Here is a 24,746-nt window from a genome sequence, read left to right on the forward strand (position 1 = left end):
ATTTGCATTTAACGGTCTTTAGTTAAGAAAGCAGATTTTGTCTGAGCAGGAATTCCAGTTGTTTGTTCGCAACCAGTAAAGCTTCAGTCAGCTCTTTATTTTCTTTCCTCAGCGCATAGATTTCGTATGCTTTTTCGATGTTGATCCTTAAATCTTCATCCATCCATGGTTTCTGGATATATTTATAGACCTGACCTTTATTAATCGCATCAATAACGGCGTTAATATCTGCGTAACCAGTCAATAATATTCGGATCGGATCAGGAAAATCAGGAATTATTGATTCCAGAAATTCTATACCAGTGGTGACTGGCATGCGTTGATCGGTAATAATTACATGAATAAGTTCAGTTTCTAATACTTTCCGTCCCTCTACCGCAGATTCTGCAGTAAAAATGTTGAATTTCCTTCTAAAGCCAGCTTTAAAAGAGTTAAGATTATGAACTTCATCATCCACATAAAGCACATTAATTGGGGCGTCGGAATTCATTGTTATTTATTGGATTTTTTTGTTAAATATATTGCTTTTATAAATTCTAAAAAACTAATTTCGGATAAAAATTATTTCTAAATAATAATTGATCAATTTTACACAAAAGCTCACACAATAAAGCAAAAATGGATAAGATTAATTCTAGTGTTAATGCTCCCGACCATTCAATGATATACCGCCCCGTTTATTTCAGATTAATCAATCCGGAGGAAGGAGAAAAGCTAAAAGCTTTAATCAGCAGCAACCCTACCCTGCTCATTTATGATACCATTTTAAGTCAGCTTGCAGAACTTATTAAACTAAATAATCCGCAGCAAAAATTAACTCCGGAAGAATCGGCCGCGTTAATTGCAGCACACCTCAAAACTGATGCAGATCAATATGGGGTATGGGTATATTATCCATGGGCAAACAAGCTGGTCCATACACTTGATGAACAGGAATTTGCACAGGTAAGAACGAGCAGAAATGTCTATAAGATTACACCTGAGGAAATAAATATCCTGAAGCAGAAAAAGATCGGGATTATCGGCTTATCTGTAGGACAGAGCATTGCTTTAACCCTGGCTATGGAAAGAACCTGCGGAGAGCTTCGCCTGGCAGATTTCGATGAAATTGAACTGAGCAATATGAACAGGATCAAGGTCAATGTACAAGACCTTGGTTTAAATAAAGCGATTGTAGCGGCCAGACAGATTGCCGAACTTGACCCTTTTATCAACGTGATCTGCTTTACCGAAGGCATCACACTGAGTACTATCGATGAGTTTTTTACCGGAAACGGAAAACTGGACATCCTGGTAGAAGAATGTGATGGTATTGACATCAAAATTCTTGCCCGCATCAAAGCCAAAGCTTTAGGAATTCCTGTAGTGATGGATACCAACGACAAAGGGATGCTGGATGTGGAACGTTTCGACCTGGAGCCTGAAAGACCTATCTTCCATGGAAAAGTTGCGGAACTGGAAGCCTTAAGTGCAGATCAGCTGACAGAAACTTTAAATAAACTGACTATTCCTGAAAAAATAGGCTACCTCGGAAAAATCATTGGCTTTGAGAATTTATCTCCGGCCATGATGAGATCGGTAGGTGAAATGAACAAAACTATTGTTGGCTGGCCGCAGCTTGCTTCGGCAGTTACTTTAGGCGGGGCAATGATCACTGACATCAGCCGCCGGATACTGCTTAAACAATTTAGTGATTCAGGAAGATACTTCGTTGATTTCGATGAGCTGTTTAATGATGAATTTAATACAATTACTAATATAAACGGAGACAATGATACACATTAGAACATTCAGAGCTCCGGATGATCCGGAAGCTTGCTCAAAATTTATTGTCGGCCACAAACGCTTACTTGAACTTTATGGCATCACCCAAATCACTTCAAATAAACAGGATTGGGTAGAAGACCCGAAGACCATGGTAATTTTAGTGGAAGACAAAGAAACTAAATTTGTCTACGGAGGTGCAAGAATCCAGGTTAAAACTGATCAGTATGAATTGCCTATTGCCTCTGCAATTGGTAAATACGATCCGAAAATATATGACATGATCAACGCGGATGAGGAACGTGGTGGTACTTGCGAATTATGCGGGTTATGGAACTCCAGAGAGGTTGCGGGTATGGGAATTGGAAGTCACGTACTGGCCAGGGTTGGTTCTGTACTTGCTGCAAAACTGCCTATCGTAAGCTTATTTGTATTGTGTGCCCCTGTGACAGTGAGAATGGGAAAAAGAGTCGGCTGCGTGATTGAAACTTCCTTAGGGAATAACGGTTTGTTTTATTATCCTAAAGATGATCTGGTAGCTACTGCCATGCGTTTAAGAAATCCTTTTGATCTGAGTAATGCGGACGATTCAGAACGCGAAAAAATTCTTTCCCTGCGTGACAATCCACATCAGCTTTTTGAAGAAAGAGGCCCAAAAGGTATGTACCAGTTAGAATATAATTTAGACATCCCAAATCTGCATGATCCTGTTTAAAAAATTACTTTTTTTATTAATAGCGCTCGTATTCAGCAGCGCTCTCACCTATTCAGCGACACCGGACAGTACGCTTGTCTTTAAAAACGAAAACACGGTTTTAAAGATTGAACATGGTATATCCATTTTCAGGGATCCTGCAAAATCATTAACTATCCATGAGGTAATCGGCCGTAAATTCGACTATCTCAATCAGAAAGTCCCTAACCTGGGCATAACTTCAGATAAGATATGGATAAAATTTACGGTAGACAATCAAAGCCCTGCGGAGAATTTAATGCTCGTTGTTGCGCAGCCGGCCATTGATAGTATTACCTTGTACAGACTGGATGATCATAAGCTTTATGCCTCTTCAAAATTAGGGAAGTTTAAAGCCTTTCATGCCAGATTAGTCAATAACCCGAACTATATATTTCCGATAAACATCGCCAGGAATAAAAAGGAGACATTTTATATCAGCATTAGTTCTACGGATCAGATTCAATTGCCGATCTCTTTAGGTACTCCAAAAGTAGTACTGGTCAATGATAACAGCAAAAATATACTCTTCGGGATTTATGCCGGCATTATCATGATTTTGTATAACCTGTTTATCTCCTTTACGGTCAAAGATCCAAGTTATATTTACTACATCATTTATATCTTCTTTGTAGGCTTAACACAGGCAACTTTCCAGGGTTACGCTTTTAAGTTTCTATGGCCGGATAGCCCGTGGTTAGCCATAAACAGCTCTTTTCTGGTGCCATTTTTCTCTGGTATCACTACGGCATTGTTCTTAAAGCGGTTTTTACAAACCAAATTACATACGCCAAAACTACATATCGGGATAGATATATTTGTTTTCTTATACTTTATAGCACTAGGGGCATGGATTTCCGGCGCACATACTACTAGTATTAAATGTTTGCAGACACTGGCTTTACTCGGTTCACTTTACTTCTTGTATGTGGCCAATGTGATCCGCAGGAAAGGTTCCCGCCCTGCCCTGTTCTTTCTGGTTGCCTATACGATATTCCTGCTGTGTGTGGTGATCTTTGTTTTAAGGAATTTCAACTTAATTGAGTACAATCTATTTACTTCTTATATTTTAGAAATCGGTTCTGTTATACAAATCACGTTACTTTCTTTCGCACTGGCGGATAAAATAAACGTCTACCGGAAAGACAAAGAACAGTCTCAGGAACAAGCACTTAAAATCTCCAAAGAGAACGAAAGACTGATCCGTGAACAAAATATTGAACTGGAAATCCAGGTGAATAAGCGGACAGAGGAATTACAGAATTCGAATGTGACTTTAAACCTGACGCTGAAAGAATTAAAAGAAGCGCAATCACAATTGGTTGATGCCGAAAAGATGGCTGGTCTGGGTCAGCTGACTGCCGGTATTGCGCATGAGATCAACAATCCTATCAATTTTGTAACTTCCAATATTAAACCGCTCGGGCTGGATATTAATGATCTGTATGATGTGATCCAGAAGTATGAAGAACTCGATCCTGATCAGGATATAAGGGAACAGATCCTGGCAATAGACAGGTTTAAAAAACAAATTGATATTGATTTTATCAAAACAGAAATTAATTCTTTACTTTCAGGAATTGGGGAAGGTGCGAAAAGGACAGCGGAAATTATCAGGAGCCTGAAAAATTTCAGCAGACTGGATGAGAGTGATACCAAGCCTGTAGACTTAAATGAAGGACTGGAATCTACCCTGGTTTTACTCAGGAGCACGGTTCCTCCTTATATAAAAATTATTAAAGATCTGCAGCCGATCCCGTTGGTAGAGTGTTTGCCCGGTAAAATAAACCAGGTTTTCATGAACCTGATTACTAATGCCATACATGCGCTGAAAGTGAAAGAAAATCCGGCAGAAGAAGAGTATATTTATATCACCACTTCTTCCGTAAATGAGCACGTAGTCATCAGCATTAAGGATACCGGATCGGGAATGACGGATGAGATTAAACAGAAGATATTTGAGCCTTTCTTTACCACAAAACAAGTTGGCGAAGGAACAGGTTTAGGCCTTTCAATTGTTTTCAGCATCATAGAAAAACATAAAGGCCATATAGATGTTGTTACAAAAGTGAATCTAGGTACAGAATTTATTATTACCTTGCCTCTAAACATACAATAATATGACTCGCTCGCCTGTTAAAGTTTTATATATTGACGATGAAGAGAACAACCTCCTCGCATTCAAAGCAAGTTTTAGGAGACAATATGAGATTTACACGGCGATCTCCGCGGCCGAAGGTTTAAAGGTATTAGAGAACCTTCCGGTCGAAGTGATTATTGCGGATCAAAAGATGCCCGAAACTACAGGTGTAGAATTTTTTAAGAGTATCGCGCATACCTATCCGGACCCTATCCGTATACTTTTGACTGGTTATACAGATATTGCTGCATTAGCGGATGCGATTAATCATGGTGATATTTACAGATATATCACTAAACCATGGAATGATCTGGAACTGCATAATTCTATCAAAAATGCACATGACGCTTACAAGTCCAAAATTGATTTGAGAAATAAGGTAAAAGAGCTGGAAAAGACTAATGATGAGCTTAACCGGTTTATTTACAGTATTTCTCATGAATTAAGAGCTCCGCTGGTTTCAGTCATCGGTATTGTAAACCTGGTTAAAATGGAAGGGTTATACAATTCGAGCGGAGAATACTGGGAACTGATAGAATCCTGCTCTAATAAGCTGGATTATTATATCCAGAAGACGCTTCAATATTATAAAAACAATAAGAACATTTCTGAAAATTCGGATATTAATTTCAAGACCCTGGTCGATGAAATGATTGACTTATATGCTTACAGTGACAGGGATACGCAATTCAACCTGAATATTAACCAGACGCATCAGTTTATGGGGGATTCGTTCCGGATTGAGGTAATTTTGGGTAACCTGATTTCCAATGCGATCAAATACCAGAAAGAAAGCGGACATCATAAGGTCGTGGATATTTCGATAGAGGCCAATTTGTTATCTGCCGAAATATCAATTACTGACAATGGACTGGGTATTCTCAATGAACACCTTGAAAAGATATTTACGCAGTTCTTTAAAGCAAAAAATAACAAAGGAAGTGGTTTGGGATTGTTTATCGTGAAGGAAGCCTTAAACAAGATTGACGGAAAAATATCTGTCAGTTCGTCTCTGAATCATGGTACTACGTTTAAAATTACTATTCCCAATGCCAAATAAACTCGAGAGCGCAATAAAAGTGATGCTGATCGATGATAATATCATTGACCTGAAGATCAATTCAAAGATCATTTTTATCTCTAAATTATTCGACGAAATCATTCAGTGCCAATCTGGAGAAGAGGCGCTCAGCTATTTCAATACCCATTCGAATCAACTGGATAAATTACCAAACCTAATTCTTTTGGATATTCAGATGCCTGAAATGGATGGTTTTGAATTCCTGGAGAACTATAAGCGCTTCCCTCCTGAGCTGAAAGATAATTGTGTGGTCGCCATGCTTTCTTCTACGCTTGATTTTGGTGACATCCGAAAAGCAGAAGCAAATCCTTATGTGATTAAACTCCTTAAAAAGCCTCTTTATCCTGCACATCTGGAAGAATTGTTCAAGGCGAATTTCTCTGTCGTAAAATAGATCCTGTTTATGGCATTATTAATGCCTGCTATAAGTATGAACGGGTTAAAAGTTATCGCTGCATTTTTCTGTCTTTCTCTTGCTTTTACAAGCTGTAAAAAAGATTCGGGTCTTGATCCGTTGTCTAATGTATTGTTTGCAAAAGATGGTGTGATCAGAGTGGAGTGTGCAGATTGCACATTAAATTACACGGTTATTAACGATAAGTATGCTGTAGGTATTAAAAACAGTGAAGACGTTAAATTTAGCTATGTGTCTGATTTTGAACTAAAAACAACGATACAATCTCCAAAGAAACAACTGATCAGATTGATTGTCATGGATTCTTACGGCAGAACGGTTTCTAATGAGCTGACTGCGATTGATGCGGGAGAACCTAAAACTGATAGTTTTAAAATTAAAATCCAATAATCAGGTTAGCCTGGTATTTCAATAAAAAAATCCCGGAGTTTTAAACGCTCCGGGATTTTTTATATTAAGAAGTTGTGGAATAAATAATTCATATTGAGGAATATCATCCACAACTGTTTAGTCACTCACAAACAACCACTTATGCTTTAAACTCTCCTTTTCTTGCTTCGTGATTAGCCTTCGCCAGTTCCAGAAAAGAATCCTGCGCGGCTTTCACGTTTTCAGGTTTACCTTTCCATATTTCCAAGGCAGGCTGATGTAAGGCTCTGGAGAAAGAATAAGTAACCGGCCATGGCAATTGTGCTGGATAACCGGAGTTAATTGCATTTAAATTTTGTGAAGCGGTTTCCGGGTCCTGGCCACCAGAAAGAAATGCGATTCCTGCAACTGCAGCAGGAACAGCATTACGCAGACAGTTTACAGTTAATTTAGCTACCAAAGCTGAATCAGCTTTTTGAGGGGCATCTTTACCTGCAAGGATCATATTGGGTTTTAAAATCAGTCCGCCGAGCTCTACATTGAGTAAATGCAGCTCCTGAAATAAAGAACGCAGCACTTTCTCAGTAACTTCAGCACAACGTTCAATGGTATGGTTACCATCCATAATCACTTCCGGTTCTACAATGGGTACAATCCCTGCTTGCTGACAAGCAGCAGCGTAACGGGCAAGGGCATGGGTATTACTGACAATGCAAGCCTTGGAAGGCAGCGCTCCATCAATCAGGATTACTCCTCTCCATTTAGCGAACTTTAAGCCCAATGCGGCATAAGTGGCCAGTCTTTCCTGCAGATCGTCCAGTCCTTTGGTTACCTTTTCTTTGGGGAAACCTGCCAGGTCTTCAGTTCCTTCATCCAGTTTGATTCCCGGGATAACGCCTGCTTTTTTGAGTTCCTCCAGAAATGGAACACCTGCGAGGGTTTGCTGATGAACGGTTTCATCAAATAATATTGCGCCGTTGATATAATTTCCTATTCCCGGCGTAGTAATTAATACTTCGCGATAGGCTCTTCTGTATGCTTCGGTCTGTGGTATACCTGCGAGTTCAAAACGTTTGTTAAGTGTAGCAACACTTTCATCTATAGCAACTAGGCCTTTGAAATCGGCCACCATAGCTTTGGCGGTATTGATCAGTTGTTTGGTTATATGCTCCATAATTATTACTGCGGGCCCTGATCTGATCAGGCTCAATTAAAGAACAATCTGACAAATACAATTGTTTGCGCTAATAGTGTTTGCCGGGCCTGGTGATACAAAAACCTTTACCAGCTATATCTTTGAGAAATTTCCGGGGTGTAGTGCCTAAAAAATGATTAAAATCTTTAATCAAATGACTCTGGTCATGATAACCATGTTTTTCTATAAGTGCAAAAAGATCAATTTCTTCTTCTTTTTGGCTGACAAGCTGATTGATGACTTCTTTGAAACGCATAAAACGGAGCATTTCTTTAGGAGAGTAACCTGTAAATTTTTGAAAACGCTGTTGTATAGTTCTCTCGCTTAAGGCAGCATTTGCGGCTATTGCTTTAACAGGTGCTACCGCCGGATTCTGGAAATAAGACAATCCATTTAACAAAGGGATAGTGAAGGGTTCATTTTCTGTCATAAAAGAAGCCGCATAAGCTTCAATTGATTGCATTCTGTCTATCAGGATGGGTAAAACAGCTAACTGCTCCCAGAACTCTGCAAAACAGGTCTTATCAATTAATATATCCGGGTCCATCACTTCCGATGAGGCTAATTCATTGATCGGAATTTTAAATAACCTGTAAAAGCCGTTCAACGTGAAATTTACAACAATGGCATCTGCTGCTGGCTGCAATTCGTAATTCAGCATCTTTTTGAGCGGCCCGATAACCGCAACCCGATGGATCGGAGTGTCGTTCAAAGCCGCATTATTAAATGAATACCGGATAGGTGTTCCAAAATTGAAAAGCATTAACATATCAAAATTGGGAGAAAGATGATTCACGACAACTTCTGCATCTGCTGGAGTATGCACATGATAAAAATGACTGACTACATCACTTAAAGGCTTCTGAACCTCATATAAATCTCCGTCCATCGCTGCGTCTTTCATAGCTTTTTCGTTTACTTCCAATCTTAAGAAGATCGGCCTCGGTAAGTTTGTCTTAGCAAATTTAAAGAAATCAGGAACAACTTAATTATTTATTATCCCGATAGAATGAGGCTGTATAAAACGTTTGAATTTCGCAATTATCGGTTTGATTCTCGTAGCCTCATCGCGCAGGATCTGCTTAAATTTACATTCAGAAATAAATGTAAACCCACCATTTAAAGATCACCTTATGAAAACTCAGAACAGCTACATTCCTTCTACACTTCCAACACACCAGATTTCATGCACACGCCTTACTGACCAGACTATTGTCTGTAAATCTCCGGATAAGATGAAAGAGATTTACACTGCTCTGGGCGAAGAGCGTGAACTGGCTCTTTTATTCCTGGACATCCGGAATTTCACAGCTGCCATGGAGATCAGATCTTCGTATGAGGTTATTTATATGATCAGAAAACTGTTTGTTTTATTTAACCGCTCCATTACTGAGGCCGGGGGCCGGATTGTTGAAACCAATGGTGATAGTATCTATGCAGTTTTCGGGTTAGACACGAACTTAAAAATGGCAGTACAAGCTGCTGTTGATACTGCTTATGCTTTACTGCGTGATGTGGAAGTTTTCAATGCTTCTTATGCCCAGCCCTACTTTAACCTGAGTTATGAGATTGGTATCGGGGTACATCATGGCAAAGTTGTAGTGGGCCAATATGATCTGACCAGTAAAGAACAGCTGACTGTAATGGGTTTGCCTGTCAACATTGCTTCACGTTTGCAGGGAGAAACTAAAGGGCTTCATAACAATCTGATAGTTTCTAAGCTCACTTATGATTTACTGACTGACCCTAAAGATGCCGAGCTCAAATCTGTGCAGCTTAAAGGTATATCCGCTGCAATGAATGTGATGTTAATGGGAAATACTTTTCATCCTGAAAACTATATGGATGACATGGACCTGAATTATTACCTTGGAATATCCGGTTAAATCATTGCTTGGCACGGGTTAAAGCATAACCCTGCCGCTGTCCTGAATAGCCCATTCAGCCATCATGTTCATTAAAGGAACTAATTCCCGACCTGAAGGGCTTAAACTATAAGTAACAAAAGGAGGAACTACGGGCTCAGCTTTCCTGATCACCAGGTTATCGGCTTCCAGTTGTTTTAAACTCTGAATCAGCATCTTTTCGGTAATGATAGGAATTGCCCTTCTCAGCTCGCTGTAACGTTTAGCGTCTTCTCTAAGCTGATAAATAATAATCGGTTTCCAGTGACCACCAATTTTATTCATCACATAGGTAACCGGACAGGTCAGTTCTGCTAATCCTTTGTTCAGGCTGATACTTGAGCTTTCTTTAATCTTGGTCATGATACATACTTTGGGGTAAGTACTTGTAAAAAAGTAAGTACAAATATACCTTTGTCTTGTCAATAATAAAAGATAAAAATATGAACATTACCATAACAGGTTCTTTAGGAAATATAAGCAAACCATTAGCGCAAACCTTAGTTAGTGCGGGTCACCAGGTAACTGTTATCAGCAGCAACGCTGATAAAGTAAAAGCAATTGAAGAGTTAGGTGCTACAGCGGCAATCGGCTCAGTAGACGATCTTGATTTTTTAACAAAGGCCTTTAAGGGCGCAGATGCAATTTATACGATGTGCCCGCCAAATTATGCAGCTGCCGATTTCAGAAGCTACATGAATACAGTTGGTCAGAATTATGCCGCAGCTATTCGTGCGTCCGGAGTGAAACAAGTTGTAAATTTAAGCAGTATCGGGGCACATTTATCAGCTGGCACCGGGCCGATTAAAGGCTTGCATGATGTAGAACAATTGTTCAATAAGCTGGAAGGTGTTTCGGTTAAACACATGCGTCCTGCTTATTTTTATGTCAACTTATATGGCAGTGCCGATATGATTAAACATGCGGGTATTATTGGGGCTAATTATGGAGAAGCAGCTGAATTAGTACTGGTTCATCCGAAAGATATTGCCTTAGCGATAGCAGAGGAGTTACAGCAGCCGTTTACTGGAAAAAGTATTCGTTATGTGACCAGTGATGTACGTAACCTTGCTGAAGTGGCAACTGCCTTAGGAACAGCGATCGGAAAGCCTGATTTGAAATGGGTAGAGTTTACGGATGAACAGGCTTATGATGGAATGATCCAGGCTGGTTTACCTCCGGAATTGGCTAAGAACTTTGTAGAAATGGGAACAGCAATCAGAAGCGGGGTTTTATGGGAAGATTTTAAATTGAACCAGCCGGAGTTTTCAGCAACAAAACTGGAAGATTTTGCGAAAGAGTTCGCGGCTGCTTTTTAATAGTTGCTGGTTTATATCTTTATAATAGCTACTGGTTTTTAACGCTTACACTAACTTTAACAATCACTATATAACGGCAAAGGTATTACAGCACCTTTGCCGTTTCTATTTTAGGATTAAAGCACTGGCTCCAATCCTGTAGTAATCGCAAGTCTGTTCCAGGCATTGATGGTAATAATGGCCAGAATAATTTCTGCAAGGTGGGCAGGTTCGAAAACAGCTGCTGCATTTTTATAGGTTTCATCAGATACGTGGTTACTAATTAAAGTAACTTCTTCTGTTAATGCTAGTAAAGCACGTTCTTGTTCATCGAAAAAAGGAGTATCACGCCATGCGGAAAGCGCATAGATCCTTTGTTCAGTCTCTCCTTCTTTACGTGCATCCTTGGTGTGCATATCAATGCAAAAAGCGCATCCGTTAATTTGTGAAGCTCTGATTTTGATCAGGTCTTTGTGTTTAGCAGTCAGGCTGGTACTTTCAATATATTTTTCAAGAGCCATGATGGCCCGGTATCCTGCCGGCAGTACTTCGTTGATTTTACTTCTATTGCTCATGTCTTTGTTTTTTAGATAATTACTTTGATCCTTATTTGATAATTAAGAAGCTAACCGAATAGGCTCTTATAAAGATTAAAACAAAGATCAGGAACAAAGGGGCTCAAAAAAATGAACTGCGGTTAAGAAATTACAAATCCTTTTTAGCGCGCAAACGACTTAAAAACTGCGGGGTAAAGCCAAGATAAGAAGCCAGCATATATTGCGGAACGCGCTGAACAAAACCAGGATAGAGCTTAGAGAAAAACCGGTAACGCTCTTCCTCGGTCTGGTTAAAGATGAATCCTATTCTGCGCTGAGAAGCAACAAACGATTTCTGCATCATGATCCTGAAATAGGTTTCTAAAGGCGGGACCTCTTTAGCCAGACTTATCCGGTCTTTCTCATGAATTAAAAGTAAATCAGTTTCCTCCAGAGCCTGAATATAACAAGCTGAAGGCTGATTATTCAGCAAACTGTCCTGATCTGCAATCCACCAGTGCTCAATTCCAAAATGGATAATCTGTTCATTGAGTTTCTTATTGATCAGGTATTGACGTATGCAGCCCTTAAGGATAAAGTAATTGCCTTTGCATAATTTGCCGGGTTCAAGCAAAAACTCTTTCTTCTTCAGTTTTTTGAACTTCAGCTTTTCACAGAACTGCTGTTCTTCCCGGGGGGCTAACTGTACGTACTTTTTGATATGGTCTAAAAGCTCCTGATACATCGTGATACAATACTACGAATTAAACAACTATGCTTTTGGATTTCTGTGTTTCCCTTTCCAGAACTTATACCAGTTTTTATTGGCGGGATACCTGCGGTGGGGTGTGGCATTGTTACAAATAACAGCAACGATAAACAGGATCATTACCCCTGTAAATATTGGGCTCAGTACATAGAAATAACCTAATGCGTTAATTTTAGCTGTTCCGGTAGTCGCAATCAATGCGGTTGCTCCACCCGGAGGATGCAGGGTTTTAGTCATCTGCATCACTACAATAGAAAGTGAAACCGCAAGGGCAGAACTTAACCAGATTTCTCCGGGAATCAGCTTGTGCATGGTTACCCCTACTATTGCAGAAAATACATGCCCGCCGATTAAATTCCGGGGCTGCGCTAAAGGACTGTTGATAATCCCATAAATCAATACAGAAGACGCACCAAAAGAACCGATCATAAAAAGGTTTTCATAGGCTGTGAAATATTTACTGTTTATAAATCCGATAATCCCTATCCCCAAAAACGCCCCCATAAAGGTCCATAAATGCTCTCTGAAATCGACCAGTGTTTCCTTATAAAAGATATATTTCGCTTTCCTGACGTGCCTTCTTATTTGATGTCTCATAAATCTGTGGCAAAAATAAACGTTTTGAGACGAAACACCTGCATGATAAAATAATAGCGGGTCAGAAAACCCCGCTATTATTTTAAGGCGTTAAAGAAAATGGCCGGTCCGCAGCAGCAAGTCCGCGGGTTAATTCCGGCTGGTTCGTCATTTCTAATTTCAGGATTCCTCCGTTCACAAGATCACTGTGCCTGATAAAGTTGGCGGTATAATTTTTACCATTTAAAGTCGCAGCTTTAATATATAGATTTTCCCGGCTGTTGGCCGCTGCATCTATAATGAACTGTTTACCGTTCTCTAGATTCAAGGTAATCTTTTTAAACATCGGACTGCCCAATACATACTCATCTGTCCCCGGGGTTACACTGTAAATTCCCATTGCACTGAGTACAAACCATGAAGAAGTTTGCCCCTGATCTTCGTCTCCGGGGTATCCGTTTTCTGTGGAGTTGTACAGTTTATACATGATATTACGCGTATGAAACTGTGATTTCCAGGGCTGACCGGCATAATTATACAAATAAGGCATATGCTGTATAGGCTGGTTACCATGTGCATATTGACCCATATTCGCCATCACCATTTCCGTCATTTCATGAATCATTCCGCCATAGCTACCTGTATTTACCCGGTTAGGTACGGAGAATACAGAATCCAGTTTTTTAGTAAAGTTCTCCTGACCTCCTGTTAATTTAATCAGCCCATTAATATCCTGAAAAACAGACCATTCCCAATGCCAGGCATTTCCTTCAGTAAAAGGGCCACCCCATTCTGCGGGATCAAAATCGGGGCTCCATTTTCCGTGCTGATCTCTGCCGCGCATAAAACCTGACGCAGGGTCATACACGTTTTTATAGTTAAACATCTGCCTTTCAAATATCCCGGCATAAAAATCATTACCAGTCATTTTTGCCAGGTTATAACCGCAGAAATCATCATAAGCATATTCCAGCGTTTTTGCAGTAGCTTCTCTGTACTGCGGATAAGGGACATAACCCAATTGAAAATATTCTTTCCAGCCGTCTCTGCCGTTTGCAGGCCCCCATGGCCCTTTTTGAGTGGCTTCATGCAGGTAAGCTTTCAATACCGTTGCAGGATCGAAAGTCCGGATTCCCTTTACCCAGGCATCAGTCAACAGGGAAATAGCATGGTTACCAATCATAGAACCTGCTTCACTGGGGAAAGACCAGGAAGGCAACCAGCCGCATTGTTCCCAGGAAGAAAGCAGTGACTGCATATATCTTCCGTGCATTTGCGGATGAAGCAAGGTGTTTAAAGGAAATTGTGCTCTGAAGGTATCCCAAAAACCAGTATCCGTAAATAGGTAACCTGAATGTACTTTCCCATCATAAGGGCTAAAGTAATAGGGCTTACCATTTTTATCCAGTTCATAAAACTTTCTGGAAAACAAGCTGGCCCTGAACAAACAGGAATAGAAAGTAGCTTTATCTTCTTCTGATCCGCCTTCTACCACTACCTTCCCTAAGGTTTCATTCCAGATTTTTGCGGCTTTGGCTTTAGTTTGTTCGAGCGTTTGATCCGCCCCTGATTCTGTGGTCAGATTCAGTTCTGCCTGTTCCTGGCTGATATAGGAAGAAGCGACCTTCACCTGCACTTTTGCACCTGCGTTAAATTCAAGGTAAGCGCCTTTACCTGCTCCGTCTGCCGTTTTTTCACCTGCTTGTAAGCTATTTTGTTTATTCTCCCAGGTTCCATAAGCTTTAAAGGGCTGATCAAACTGAATGACAAAAAAGCTTTTGAACCCTTCTTTAAACCCCTCTCCGTTATTCACATAACCGGTTATTTTCCGCTGCTCAGGAAAGATCCGGATACTGCTGATCTGCGTATAACCGTCCAAAACCAAATAGCTTTTCTTGTTTTTCGGATAGCTGAACCTCAAATGTGCACCACGTTCTGTTGGGGAAATTTCTGTGGTGATCTTATTCGCAAAGCTTACTTTATAGTAATTGGGCTTCGCTATTTCGTCCGCATGATTGAATTGAGCTTCCCGCTTATTTTCATCCACCACCAGTTCATCAATTACGGGCATCAAAGAGAAAACTGCATAGTCCCTTGTCCAGGAGCTGCATTGATGAGCCTGTTGAAATCCTCTGATCTTACCTTTCTGATACTGATATTTCCAGCCGTCTCCGTTTTTCCCGGTCTGCGGAGTCCAGGTGTGCATGCCAAAGGGTAATGCTGTAGTCGGATAAGTATTGCCCCTGGTCAGTTCGTGGCTTGAATTTGTACCTTGTAAAGTATTGACATACCTGACCAGGTTTGTTTCCTGTGCATACGTTGAAATGCACAGGAAACAAAATGAGATAGTGAGTAGTTTAAATTTCATCGTGCCTGATTTTACCATCCTGGGTTTTGCACCAGGTTTTCATCTACATTGACATCATTCGAAGGAATAGGAAACAGGTAATGTCTTTTGTTAAAGACCCTGCTTTCAAAAGTAACAACCTGCAGGAAATCGGGTAAGTTTTTACTGATATTCAAGCCGTACATCGGCCCGTTATCAGTAGTTTCTGCAATTTTCCATCTGCGGGTATCAAAAAACCTGACGTTCTCAAAAGCAAGCTCTACTCTTCTTTCTTTTCGCAATGCTGCAGACATTTCGGTTTGTCCGGCGGGAACAGGTAATTCCGCAGATCCGTAAAGTGGCACCCCTGCTCTTTCCCTGATTAAGTTCAGGTATTTCAGAATATCGGGATCACCGGGACTGGCTTCATTCAATGCTTCTGCATAGTCCATAAAAACATTGGCCAGACGATATAAGATGACGGGTCTTCTGTCTATGTTCCAATTTCCTAATCCCATGGCTTTCCTGACTACATAACCCGTGGTACTGTAATCATTGCCTCCGGTTTCTTTACCTGAATTACCGGTATTAAATAATTCTGTGGAAATCAATCCATCGTTTGTATTTAACCAGGTACTTCCATTGTAGGTGATATTCACATAAAAACGCGGTTCACGGTTCACCCATGGGTTATAAATCCCTGCTTTGGTATATTTTGTCGCTGTAGCAGCAAACCCGGTGCTGATATAACCTGAACCTGGATCATTGATACTTTTACCATTCTGCATAAAAAAGGCATCTACTTGATTTTGAGTGGCCCCGAGTGCTCCCCCGCCTCTGGATGCAGAGTTTGCTCCCCGATGATACGGGGTCATTTCATATTGCCTGGCCGATAAAGAGGATTCTGGCCTTGCTAAAATCACTTCTTTATTCCAGTCGGTTAAGAAAACGTCTCTGCAAGAGAGATAAGGATCAAAGTTACCGTTGCCATCTGTCTTTTTAAATAAGTCATAAGTTCCGGGTACAAATTGAGTGATAAAAGATTTATAAGCATCGGCTGTAATTTTCCATTTATTAACGTCAAAACCCGGGCTTATCAGTGCTTTACCGTCTTTATTTTTCAAAGAGGAGAAGTCATTGTTACCGTTATACAGCGGACTGGCTGCCAAAAACAAGGTCTGTGCTTTGAAGGCAAGTGCGATACCTTTTGTTATTCTGCCATAACTATCATCATTTGCAGGGCTAACAGGCAAATCCTTAGCTGCGGCATCCAGCTCTGTCGTAATATAAGTGACACATTCATCCATAGAGCTCCTTGGCAATTGTACTTCAGAACTGGGTACATCCGGGGCAACGACTTTATCGCCTAAAAGGATAACAGGCCCGTATAAACGCAAGAGGTAGAAATAATACATGGCTCTTAATGCCCTTGCTTCTGCCCGGTACTGGGTAATCAACTGGGGAGAAAGGTCATTCTTTACTTTTTCAATATTTGCCATAAAGAAAGTAGCGGAACGTATCCCTCTGTAGTAATTATTCCAATAGGCATAAACAAAACCGGAGTTAGCATCCCAGTTTCCAATATTTAAGGCGTTGCTGGCCACACCTCCCCAGGTAAATTCCGCTTCATCAGAACCTCCTGTCCATAAGCCAGCATTAGCACTTCCGGGATTTCGTTGTCCGAATTCATCAGGTACGCTACTGTAAATATTATTTAAGAATTTCTCGGCTGTCAGCCTGTTCGAGAAGGTTTCATCCAGCGTTAACCTGTCATTAGGCACCTGATCCAGAAATCCTTTTTTACAAGAAAGAGTGAAAAGGGCGATAAGACTTAGTATACATATATATTTTTTCATGATTTCCGGCTTTTAAAATTTAACATTTAATCCTACTGACAAATTTGCGGTCAACGGGTATCTGGTTCCGTTTCCAGTCAGCAACTCGGGGTCCCAGAGCTTGAATTTACTGAAGGTCAAAAGGTTCGTCCCAATCAGGTAAACGGACATATTTTTAAGGTGTAATCTGGCAGAAGCTTCTTTGGAAAAGTTATAGCTCAGCTGCGCACTTTTCAATCGGATAAAGCTGTTGTCTTTCACCCACCATGAACTCGGCTGCGTGTTGTTAAAGTTCTGATCTTCTCCATAGGCTAACCGCGGATAAAAAGCATCTTGTCTTGGGTTTTCAGGTGTCCAGCGGTCTGTGACATTGCTAAAGGCATTACTCAATCCGCCACCGCCATTAAATGGATAAATAGCAGATCCTCCAAGCATCACATCTGAGTGTTGCAAGGCTTGAAAAAGTGTACTAAGCGCAAATCCTTTATAGGCCACGCTAAAGCCAAATCCCATCACCAGGTTAGGTACATCACCTCTGCCAATCCTGGTTTTATCATAGTCATTGATTAACCCGTCACCATTCAGGTCTTTGTATTTAATATCACCAGGCTTTAATAGTTTTTTTGATCCGGGAGCTGCACTTGCGTCAATCTCTGCCTGGTTATCAAATAGCTTTTCGGCTATATACCCATATCTGGACAAGATGTTATTGCCAACATGAGTCATCCACGGATATTTCTGAGCAGGACGATCGTCGTTAACCAATACGTCTTTGTTATAAGTCAGGTTACCTCTTAAGCCGACATCTACCTGCCCTATTTTCATGTTATACTCCAGTGTCGCATCGATACCTTTGTTGTCCACCACACCCAGGTTTCCGTAAGGTGAATTGACTAATCCAATAAATCCGGGTACAGATTGCCTTTGTAAGAATATCCCTGTACGTTTCTCGCGGAATATGTCTACCATTAAACTGAGCCTGTCATTCAGTGTTCTTATTTCCACGCCCAAATCCTGTTTTTTGGATTCAGCCCATCTTATATCCACCCCGTAATCGGTTACATTGATTCCACCTGTGTTTGTAAAGTTCTTACCTAACTGATAACCAGCCGCTCCATCTGTAACCAGTGTTAAATAGGCAAAACGTCTCCCCACTAAATCTTCATTTGAAATCTTCCCGATGCCGGTCGTTCCTACAGAATATCTGAATTTCAGGAAAGAAATAACCTTTTTTAAAGGCTCAAAGAATTTCTCGTTCGAAGGAATCCAGCCAAAGCCAATTGCCGGAAAAGAGCCGTATCTGTTGGCCGGAGCAAATAATTCTGAGCCATTATAGCCATAATTGAATTCTCCGAAGTAACGGTCATCATAAGAATAGGTAGCTCTTGCTGCAATTCCTACAAATCTTTCCGGAATGGAAGAAGTAAAATCACCTGCAAAGGGATTGGTATAATCCTGGGTATAGCCCAAAATCAGTCCACCAACCCTGTGTTTGCCAAATGCGCGATCGTAGTTAAGGGCGGCTTCATTGTATAATTTCCTGTTTCCGCCTCTGTTAGGTTCGTAGCTCAGATAATTACCTGAGCTGTTGAAAGTTTTAATCAGGTTTAAAGTACCATCTTCGTTGTAGGGTTTGCTGGAATCAGGAAAATAGGTGCTTTCTCTTTTAGAGCGCTTTGCACTACTGGTATTTTTGGTATCAAAGGCAATCATTGCTGTAGCCGTTAACCCTTCGGTCAAAAACTTCAAATCTTGCGTTAACCTTAAATTCGTATACAATTGATTTTCGAATTCCGTCCGGTAGCCGCGCCTGGTTAAATCGGCATAAGGGTTTCTGAAACCACCGTTTGAGGCTTTGCCGGGTATAAAGTTTCCGGGGTACATTACCGGATATTCAACGGGAGAAATGTCCATGGCAGATCCAAATATGCTTTCTGTATTCTCTCCCGGATAATTGCCTGTTGACACATATCCTTGTATACCCAGATCCATTTTTGTAGTTCCTGTCAATTTCATGTTCAGGTTAGACGTGAAATTATACCGTTTAAAGTCAAGGGAGGAGTTGTATTGAGAGAGCTGATCGGTCTTTAGAAAACCTGTTTCATTGTAATAGGCCAGCGAGACGTAATATTGTGCATTGTCTGTTCCGCCGCTTGCATTCAGGTTCGCCCTGCGGTTACGGCTGTATTTGTTAAATATTTCGTTCATCCAGTTTACATTTGGATAAAGCAGCGGATCAATTCCAGAGGCTGTTTTGTCAATATAGTCCTTGCTGTATTTTTCACCTAAACCTCTTCCTATACTGGCTTCATTGGCCATGTTCATGAAAGTAATTCCATCTGCCATTTCAGGTCTTCTGGTGAAGGTGCTGACTCCTTCGTTATAGTCCAGAAAGATGGAGGTTTTACCGGCTTTACCAGTTTTTGTTTTCACCAGGATTACCCCATTTGCACCTCTTACGCCGTAAACTGCGGTTCCGGAGGCATCTTTAAGTACAGTGAAAGATTCTATATCTTCAGCGTCCAGGTTATCTATAGAGCGTTCCACACCATCGACCAGCACCAGCGGAGAGCTGGAATTGCCTCCAAAGGTAGAAATACCCCTGATCCATATATCAGCTGTGCTTCTGCCGGGTTCTCCACTGCGTTGTACGCCTACTACACCAGCAATTCTGCCGGAAAGTGATTGTGTAATGCTGTTAACGGGCTGTTTAAGTTCTTTGGAACTGAGTGTAGATTGTGCGCCAATCAAAGAAACTTTACGTTGTACACCAAAACCTACTACCGCAACTTCTTCCAGTGCATTATCACTTGGTAAAAGACTTATTTTTAGGTTTTTCTGATTTTTCACCGTAACTTCCTGAGGTAGATAACCTACATAACTAATGATCAGCACGGCTTCGGCAGAAGGCACATTAATACTAAAACTTCCGTTCACATCTGTAGAGGTGGAAACCAGGCTTCCTTTAACTTTAATACCTGCTCCGGGAATTCCCATTCCCTTTTCATCGGTTACAATCCCACGAATTACAATCGGGTCTGCTTTAGTAGACAAAACCTCCTTTTTAGACAATAAAATCGTTTTATCAACTATATTATAAAAAATAGAAAGTTTATCTAAAGAAGATTTTAAAGCTTCTTCCAGGGTTGCATCTTTCAAATTAACGGTTACGATTTCTTTGGCCGGGTCAAAGTTATTACTCAGAAATACATAGCCTGTTTGTTCTTTGATGGCTTTTAAAACGGCAGAAAGTGATTTGTTTTTTTGATGGAGACTAATTTTCTGCGCCGAAACGCTGGCGCTTGCCTGTACAAGGGCTATCATGAGGATGAAAGTGGTTAATTTCATTATCAATAGCAGTTTAGGATATATCCTGCGAAAGGACATACCGGGGTGAAAAGCATTTAATTTCATACTTTTGATTGGGTTTGAGTAATTACAGAAATTGGTTCAGCTTAATTTTTCCGATAAAATCGGATGGGTAGGCTCAAATCTTCGGCCGGGCAATGGGTCCAATCATTGTCCGGCTTCATTATTCAGCCACCCACAGTAGCGTTGCTACGTCAAGGTAGGTGTTTCATCATGCTCATCTGTTTAATTTGGTTAGGTAAAGGTTTATTATATTATCCTGGCGTTTCGGGCCAGGTCATGGTTCATTCTTAATTAGAGGTGATAATTATTTTTCTTCTGTTGTGTTGCTGGTCAGGGGTTTCCACTCTGAATTTTATCTTTGCATAACTTAAAATCCGAAGTGCTTTAGAGGCATCCATATTCCTGTAAACTTCGCCTGTAAATTTATTATCAGGTATTTTACCTTCATAAGCGACATCCACATTATACCATCTTGAAAACTGTTTCATGATGGTATAGATATTAGCGTTCTCAAATTTAAAAAGCCCGTTTTTCCAGGCTACAGCAGTGAGCGGATCTACTTTGATGACCTGCAGCTCTGATCCTGTCAAAGCTTGCTCTCCAGGAGAAATGAGCCGTTCAAATACCGCCGGACGGCTTACTTTTATACTACCTTCTAACAAAGTGGTCGCGCAAAGACCTTCGTCTTCATAGCTGTTGATGTTAAAGTGTGTCCCTAATACCTCGACTTCCTGATTTCTGCTGACCACGATAAATGGAATACGCACAGCCTTAACGTTGAATTTGGCGACTTCAAAGTAGCCCTCTCCTTTTAACTCTACCCTGCGCTTTTTTAATGCAGCAAAAGAAGCGGGGTATCTTAAAGAAGATTCGGCATTCAGCCAGACATGTGTTCCATCGGGCAAAATCACCTGATACTGGCCACCTGCGGGAGTTGAAATGGTATTGTAAAGTATTGCTGATTGGTTAGTGGTTGTTTCTTTGAGCTCATAAAGCAGTTGTCCGGCAGCTGTTTTCCGGATACTCACTCCTGCCTGTTCAGCAACCTTCCCGTTTACAGCATCGGTTAATGATAATTTTGTACCATCGGCTAAGGTCAAAGTAGCTTTATTACCGCCCGGAAGCAGCTCACCGGTATATTGGCTGTAAACAATGGGTGTATACTGCTTTTTAATAAAATAAGTACCTACCGATAGCATGATCAGCAGCATCGCCGCCGTCAGTACTTTGGTCCATAAAGAGAATAAGGTTTTTGTATGTACGGGTTGAAAAATAACCTGGAGAATGCTTGTTTTCTGGTCTGCTGAAAGCTCTTGTGAATATTTCTCTTCTTCCAGGTAACGGTCCATTAAACCGAGCAGTGTTTCTTTCTGCTGCTCACTGTCTACGATACGCATAAATTCTTTCACTTCTTTTTCAGAAGCAGATCCATTCATATATTGTTGAAATAAAACTTGTAATCTTGCTTCCGCAACTGCCATAAATTGAGCTGTCTTTTGTTCTACTGACTCCTGGAAATCATAACCGGGGTAAGCAAATGGAGAATAAATTATTCAGAGTTGGAGTGCAGGTTATTTCTTCATCAGCACTAAAACGATCATCAGGGCATCCATATACTTAAAATGCGCGCGTATAGCTTTGAGTGCTAATTTCATATGGGTATGAACAGTGCCTGGCGATATATTCATTTTTGCCGCTGCTTCTTCATATTTAAGTCCTTGTTCGTGGCATAATTCATAAACTAATTTACGTTGCGGCGGAAGCGCGTCGACAGCAGCCTTTAATATTTTTGCCGAATCATTATATAAGAGCAGGTGCTCTGCATTAGTTCCTCCGGTGATGACCTGTTCGGTAAGTTCTACTTCCCGGAGTGTTTGCGCGGCTATTTTTTTTAAGGCTGTATAGCTATGATTTCTGGTGGCACGATTAAGATAAGCGCCAAAATTTTCAATATTGACCAGGTGATCTCTTTTAATCCAGATCCTGATAAATACATTCTGAACAATTTCTTCTGCTTGTAGTTTTGAGCGGGTAAGCTTGCTGGAAAAATCATAGACCAGGGCCTGATAACGTTCAAATAATTCTGCGAAAGCTTTTTGATCTCCGGCGGCAACCTGAACCAACAGTTCACTTTCCAATACATTTTTGTATGGTCTTTCTGTGTACATCCGCTTTTATCAGAATAATTTTTAGTTCAATGTCAAATCAATATTATGTATAATTTTTAGCATTCTTTAACGATGGCCAGATAAAAGCTCAGCTTTATATGATTTGACAGTGAATTAAAAAATTAACCCTTCAGCAATTTAAAATTGTTTTAGCTATCATAAATCAGCATAAATGTACTTATTAGCTTTTTAACTGTTCTTTAATTAAAGACAGGTTTAAATAAATACTTTTAAAGATAAATGAAAATATAGTTAAACAAACAGGTTTTAGGGAGAATGCCTTACCTTTAACAAATCATGCGTAAACGTACAGCTCTTATAGTTCTGATTTATCTGGTATTTGGAGGAATCTGGCTGGTGATGGGAGCCCGTTGGATAGACAATTTAAACCGGCTGACACCTGGCAGAGATTTAAGCTGGCTGTATACTTATAAAAACATATTTTTCCTGTTTGTTTCCGGGGTCATTTTATTTCTGCTGATAGAAATGTACCGCGCCAGTTTGTCCAAAGTAGAAAAAAATTACCAGCAGCTATTTGAAGGTTCTCCTGCGGTCATTTATGTTTTCGATAAGACCAATTTTCAGTTTTTGAAAGTAAACAATGTCATGACGCGCAAGTATGGGTATAACGAAAAGGAATTGTTAGCGATGACAGTGCTGGACATCCGGCCTCAGGAAGAGAGTTCCAGGCTAAAGGACTACTTATTAACCAAGCATGATGAAGGGTCTGAGACTGGAATATGGTTGCACCGAAAGAAAAACGGAGAGTCATTTCATCAGTTAATTTCACATCATAGTACTGTTTATGAGGGTAAACCTGCTTATACGGTAATCGCTATTGATGTAGAACAGCATATCAAAGCTGAAGAAAAGATTAAGGAATTACTAAATACTTATGAAACGGTAACCAGCGTAACCAATGATGTAATCTGGGAGTATTCTCCTTATACGGACAGGATTCAATGGATGAATGGTTTTTCAGAAATTTTCGGTTATACGGATGATCTCCGGGAGGATTCCGGGGAATGGGTATTGGATAAGATACATCCTGAGGATAAGAACAGGGTCGTTGAATCCATGGAACTGGCCTTTAAAGAGCTGAGTACTTCCTGGCGCTGCGAGTACCGGTTTTTATGTGCTGATGGAAATTACAAAGAGGTTTCTAATCAGGCGTTTATTTTGCTGGACAAACAGGGGAAAACAGAAAAAATGGTAGGTGCTTTACGGGACATTACAGTCAGAAAAGATTATGAGAAACGTTTATTGCTTAAAAATAGCATGTTAAAAGAAATTGCCTGGAATAATTCTCATGAAATCCGCCGTCCTTTAAGTAATATACTGGGTTTAGCGGAACTACTGAATACAGATCCTGATACTTCAGAAGCTCAGGCAAAGTTGCTGAATATGCTGGGAAAGTCTGCGACTGAACTTGATGAGATTCTCCTGAAAATAAATGATTCACTTAAAGATCTGAATCTTGAGAATTAGGTTAGAAATAAGATTTTTTCATTTCAGGTTTGGTTCGTGAGATTGTTATGAATAAGCAAGTATCGCCAGTATTATAAATCATCTAATCCAGTTTTAAGCGACGATAAATAATCTTATCAGAGAATCTAAAATAAAATGTATCATCAGTGTTATTATAAAAAGACCTAAAAAACACAAGGTCAGATCTGTAGCGCTTTACTGTTTTTCCTGTTTTTCGATTTAATATATAAATATCGTCATAACCAATTTTTGAAGTATTATAGAACAAATAAATAGTTGCAGGAGGTCCAGAATAACCACTTAGAACATTTATAGATTCATCAAAATCAAAACCAGATTTCCTATTAAGCAGAATAACCAGATATTTATCACTTGAAGATATAATCCCTCCCATACCATAATAGTCACTAAATTCTCGTTTCCAGCTAAATTCGCTAGAAGTAACTGTATTTACCTTTGCTAGCCCAGCGAAATCAAGCCTACGCTCGACTTTTACTTTCGTCAGAGATTTGTCTTTAAATGCGTCAGGTGGCAGATACTGCCCATCAGGATCAATGTTTTTAATTGTATCTCTATCAATTGATAAACCATTAATAATTCCAGGAGAAATATTTTTTTTAGAAACGGATTCCATCGCGTCTGATACATTGGGGACAAGAATAAAATAACTATATCGCCAAAAGACGAGTAATCCCAAAATAGAAAAAATAATTAACGGTTGTTTAAAGCTTCTCTTTAATTGTGTTGTCATATATATTAGTCTTTAATAAAAGAAGT

At 40.2% G+C, this 24,746-nt stretch carries 22 protein-coding genes; 9 read left to right on the plus strand and 13 right to left on the minus strand.

Annotation, left to right across the window (positions count from 1 at the left end; all coding sequences use genetic code 11):
• Positions 1 to 22: 22 nt before the first annotated feature.
• Positions 23 to 490, minus strand: a complete 468-nt coding sequence (locus tag LY11_RS01055) for a response regulator (RefSeq protein ID WP_111631876.1) — start codon at positions 488 to 490, stop codon at positions 23 to 25.
• A gap of 128 nt (positions 491 to 618) precedes the next feature.
• Here LY11_RS01055 and LY11_RS01060 point away from each other — a divergent pair, with 128 nt between their 5' ends.
• The 6 genes from LY11_RS01060 to LY11_RS01085 are packed head-to-tail and all read left to right on the plus strand — an operon-like array spanning position 619 to position 6,523.
• On the plus strand, positions 619 to 1,785 hold the full coding sequence (locus LY11_RS01060) for a ThiF family adenylyltransferase (RefSeq protein WP_111631877.1): 1,167 nt from the start codon (positions 619 to 621) through the stop codon (positions 1,783 to 1,785).
• A complete protein-coding gene (locus LY11_RS01065; protein ID WP_111631878.1) occupies positions 1,772 to 2,479 on the plus strand; it encodes a hypothetical protein in 708 nt (235 codons plus the stop codon). Before LY11_RS01060 ends, LY11_RS01065 begins: the two co-directional genes overlap by 14 nt.
• Positions 2,466 to 4,616: a sensor histidine kinase gene (locus tag LY11_RS01070; protein WP_111631879.1), complete on the plus strand. Its 2,151-nt coding sequence runs from the start codon at positions 2,466 to 2,468 to the stop codon at positions 4,614 to 4,616. Before LY11_RS01065 ends, LY11_RS01070 begins: the two co-directional genes overlap by 14 nt.
• A gap of 1 nt (position 4,617) precedes the next feature.
• Positions 4,618 to 5,697, plus strand: coding sequence for a hybrid sensor histidine kinase/response regulator (locus LY11_RS01075; protein ID WP_111631880.1), 1,080 nt, complete (start codon positions 4,618 to 4,620; stop codon positions 5,695 to 5,697).
• Positions 5,687 to 6,112 (plus strand): response regulator, encoded by a 426-nt coding sequence (locus tag LY11_RS01080; protein ID WP_111631881.1) that lies wholly within the window; start codon positions 5,687 to 5,689, stop codon positions 6,110 to 6,112. Before LY11_RS01075 ends, LY11_RS01080 begins: the two co-directional genes overlap by 11 nt.
• 9 nt (positions 6,113 to 6,121) lie before the next feature.
• Positions 6,122 to 6,523, plus strand: coding sequence for a hypothetical protein (locus tag LY11_RS01085; protein ID WP_245952542.1), 402 nt, complete (start codon positions 6,122 to 6,124; stop codon positions 6,521 to 6,523).
• A 139-nt stretch (positions 6,524 to 6,662) separates the two neighbouring features.
• Here LY11_RS01085 and LY11_RS01090 read toward each other — a convergent pair whose 3' ends face one another.
• Both LY11_RS01090 and LY11_RS01095 read right to left on the minus strand, forming a co-directional pair.
• Positions 6,663 to 7,676 (minus strand): class I fructose-bisphosphate aldolase, encoded by a 1,014-nt coding sequence (locus LY11_RS01090; protein WP_111632230.1) that lies wholly within the window; start codon positions 7,674 to 7,676, stop codon positions 6,663 to 6,665.
• A gap of 70 nt (positions 7,677 to 7,746) precedes the next feature.
• Positions 7,747 to 8,601, minus strand: coding sequence for a helix-turn-helix domain-containing protein (locus tag LY11_RS01095; RefSeq protein WP_146610778.1), 855 nt, complete (start codon positions 8,599 to 8,601; stop codon positions 7,747 to 7,749).
• Positions 8,602 to 8,830: 229 nt separating this feature from the next.
• Here LY11_RS01095 and LY11_RS01100 point away from each other — a divergent pair, with 229 nt between their 5' ends.
• Positions 8,831 to 9,583 (plus strand): adenylate/guanylate cyclase domain-containing protein, encoded by a 753-nt coding sequence (locus LY11_RS01100; RefSeq protein WP_111631883.1) that lies wholly within the window; start codon positions 8,831 to 8,833, stop codon positions 9,581 to 9,583.
• A gap of 18 nt (positions 9,584 to 9,601) precedes the next feature.
• Here LY11_RS01100 and LY11_RS01105 read toward each other — a convergent pair whose 3' ends face one another.
• Positions 9,602 to 9,964: a winged helix-turn-helix transcriptional regulator gene (locus LY11_RS01105; protein WP_111631884.1), complete on the minus strand. Its 363-nt coding sequence runs from the start codon at positions 9,962 to 9,964 to the stop codon at positions 9,602 to 9,604.
• Positions 9,965 to 10,044: 80 nt separating this feature from the next.
• Between LY11_RS01105 and LY11_RS01110 the strand changes: the two genes are divergently transcribed.
• The gene (locus LY11_RS01110; RefSeq protein WP_111631885.1) at positions 10,045 to 10,920 is read left to right on the plus strand and encodes an NAD(P)H-binding protein; all 876 of its coding nucleotides are present in this window, start codon (positions 10,045 to 10,047) and stop codon (positions 10,918 to 10,920) included.
• 116 nt (positions 10,921 to 11,036) lie between these two features.
• Here the strand turns inward: LY11_RS01110 and LY11_RS01115 are convergent, their stop codons facing one another.
• From LY11_RS01115 to LY11_RS01150, 8 genes are all read right to left on the minus strand, one after another.
• Positions 11,037 to 11,474 carry a carboxymuconolactone decarboxylase family protein gene (locus tag LY11_RS01115; RefSeq protein WP_111631886.1) on the minus strand — a complete coding sequence of 146 codons (438 nt, stop codon included), beginning with the start codon at positions 11,472 to 11,474 and terminating at the stop codon, positions 11,037 to 11,039.
• Between the two features lie 130 nt (positions 11,475 to 11,604).
• The gene (locus LY11_RS01120) at positions 11,605 to 12,180 is read right to left on the minus strand and encodes a Crp/Fnr family transcriptional regulator (protein WP_111631887.1); all 576 of its coding nucleotides are present in this window, start codon (positions 12,178 to 12,180) and stop codon (positions 11,605 to 11,607) included.
• A gap of 27 nt (positions 12,181 to 12,207) precedes the next feature.
• Positions 12,208 to 12,801, minus strand: coding sequence for an HPP family protein (locus LY11_RS01125; protein WP_111631888.1), 594 nt, complete (start codon positions 12,799 to 12,801; stop codon positions 12,208 to 12,210).
• 82 nt (positions 12,802 to 12,883) lie between these two features.
• Positions 12,884 to 15,148, minus strand: a complete 2,265-nt coding sequence (locus LY11_RS01130; protein ID WP_111632231.1) for a GH92 family glycosyl hydrolase — start codon at positions 15,146 to 15,148, stop codon at positions 12,884 to 12,886.
• Positions 15,149 to 15,159: 11 nt separating this feature from the next.
• Positions 15,160 to 16,962 carry a RagB/SusD family nutrient uptake outer membrane protein gene (locus LY11_RS01135; RefSeq protein ID WP_111631889.1) on the minus strand — a complete coding sequence of 601 codons (1,803 nt, stop codon included), beginning with the start codon at positions 16,960 to 16,962 and terminating at the stop codon, positions 15,160 to 15,162.
• Between the two features lie 12 nt (positions 16,963 to 16,974).
• Positions 16,975 to 20,289: a SusC/RagA family TonB-linked outer membrane protein gene (locus LY11_RS01140; protein ID WP_245952543.1), complete on the minus strand. Its 3,315-nt coding sequence runs from the start codon at positions 20,287 to 20,289 to the stop codon at positions 16,975 to 16,977.
• A 311-nt stretch (positions 20,290 to 20,600) separates the two neighbouring features.
• A complete protein-coding gene (locus LY11_RS01145) occupies positions 20,601 to 21,794 on the minus strand; it encodes a FecR family protein (protein ID WP_111631891.1) in 1,194 nt (397 codons plus the stop codon).
• 90 nt (positions 21,795 to 21,884) lie between these two features.
• The gene (locus tag LY11_RS01150) at positions 21,885 to 22,481 is read right to left on the minus strand and encodes an RNA polymerase sigma factor (RefSeq protein WP_111631892.1); all 597 of its coding nucleotides are present in this window, start codon (positions 22,479 to 22,481) and stop codon (positions 21,885 to 21,887) included.
• Positions 22,482 to 22,778: 297 nt separating this feature from the next.
• Between LY11_RS01150 and LY11_RS01155 the strand changes: the two genes are divergently transcribed.
• Positions 22,779 to 23,969 carry a PAS domain S-box protein gene (locus tag LY11_RS01155; protein WP_111631893.1) on the plus strand — a complete coding sequence of 397 codons (1,191 nt, stop codon included), beginning with the start codon at positions 22,779 to 22,781 and terminating at the stop codon, positions 23,967 to 23,969.
• Between the two features lie 82 nt (positions 23,970 to 24,051).
• Here LY11_RS01155 and LY11_RS01160 read toward each other — a convergent pair whose 3' ends face one another.
• Positions 24,052 to 24,720, minus strand: coding sequence for a hypothetical protein (locus LY11_RS01160; protein WP_146610779.1), 669 nt, complete (start codon positions 24,718 to 24,720; stop codon positions 24,052 to 24,054).
• Positions 24,721 to 24,746: the final 26 nt, after the last annotated feature.

Origin of the sequence: Pedobacter cryoconitis, assembly GCF_003259615.1 — a bacterium.
Taxonomy (GTDB): Bacteria; Bacteroidota; Bacteroidia; order Sphingobacteriales; family Sphingobacteriaceae; genus Pedobacter; species Pedobacter cryoconitis.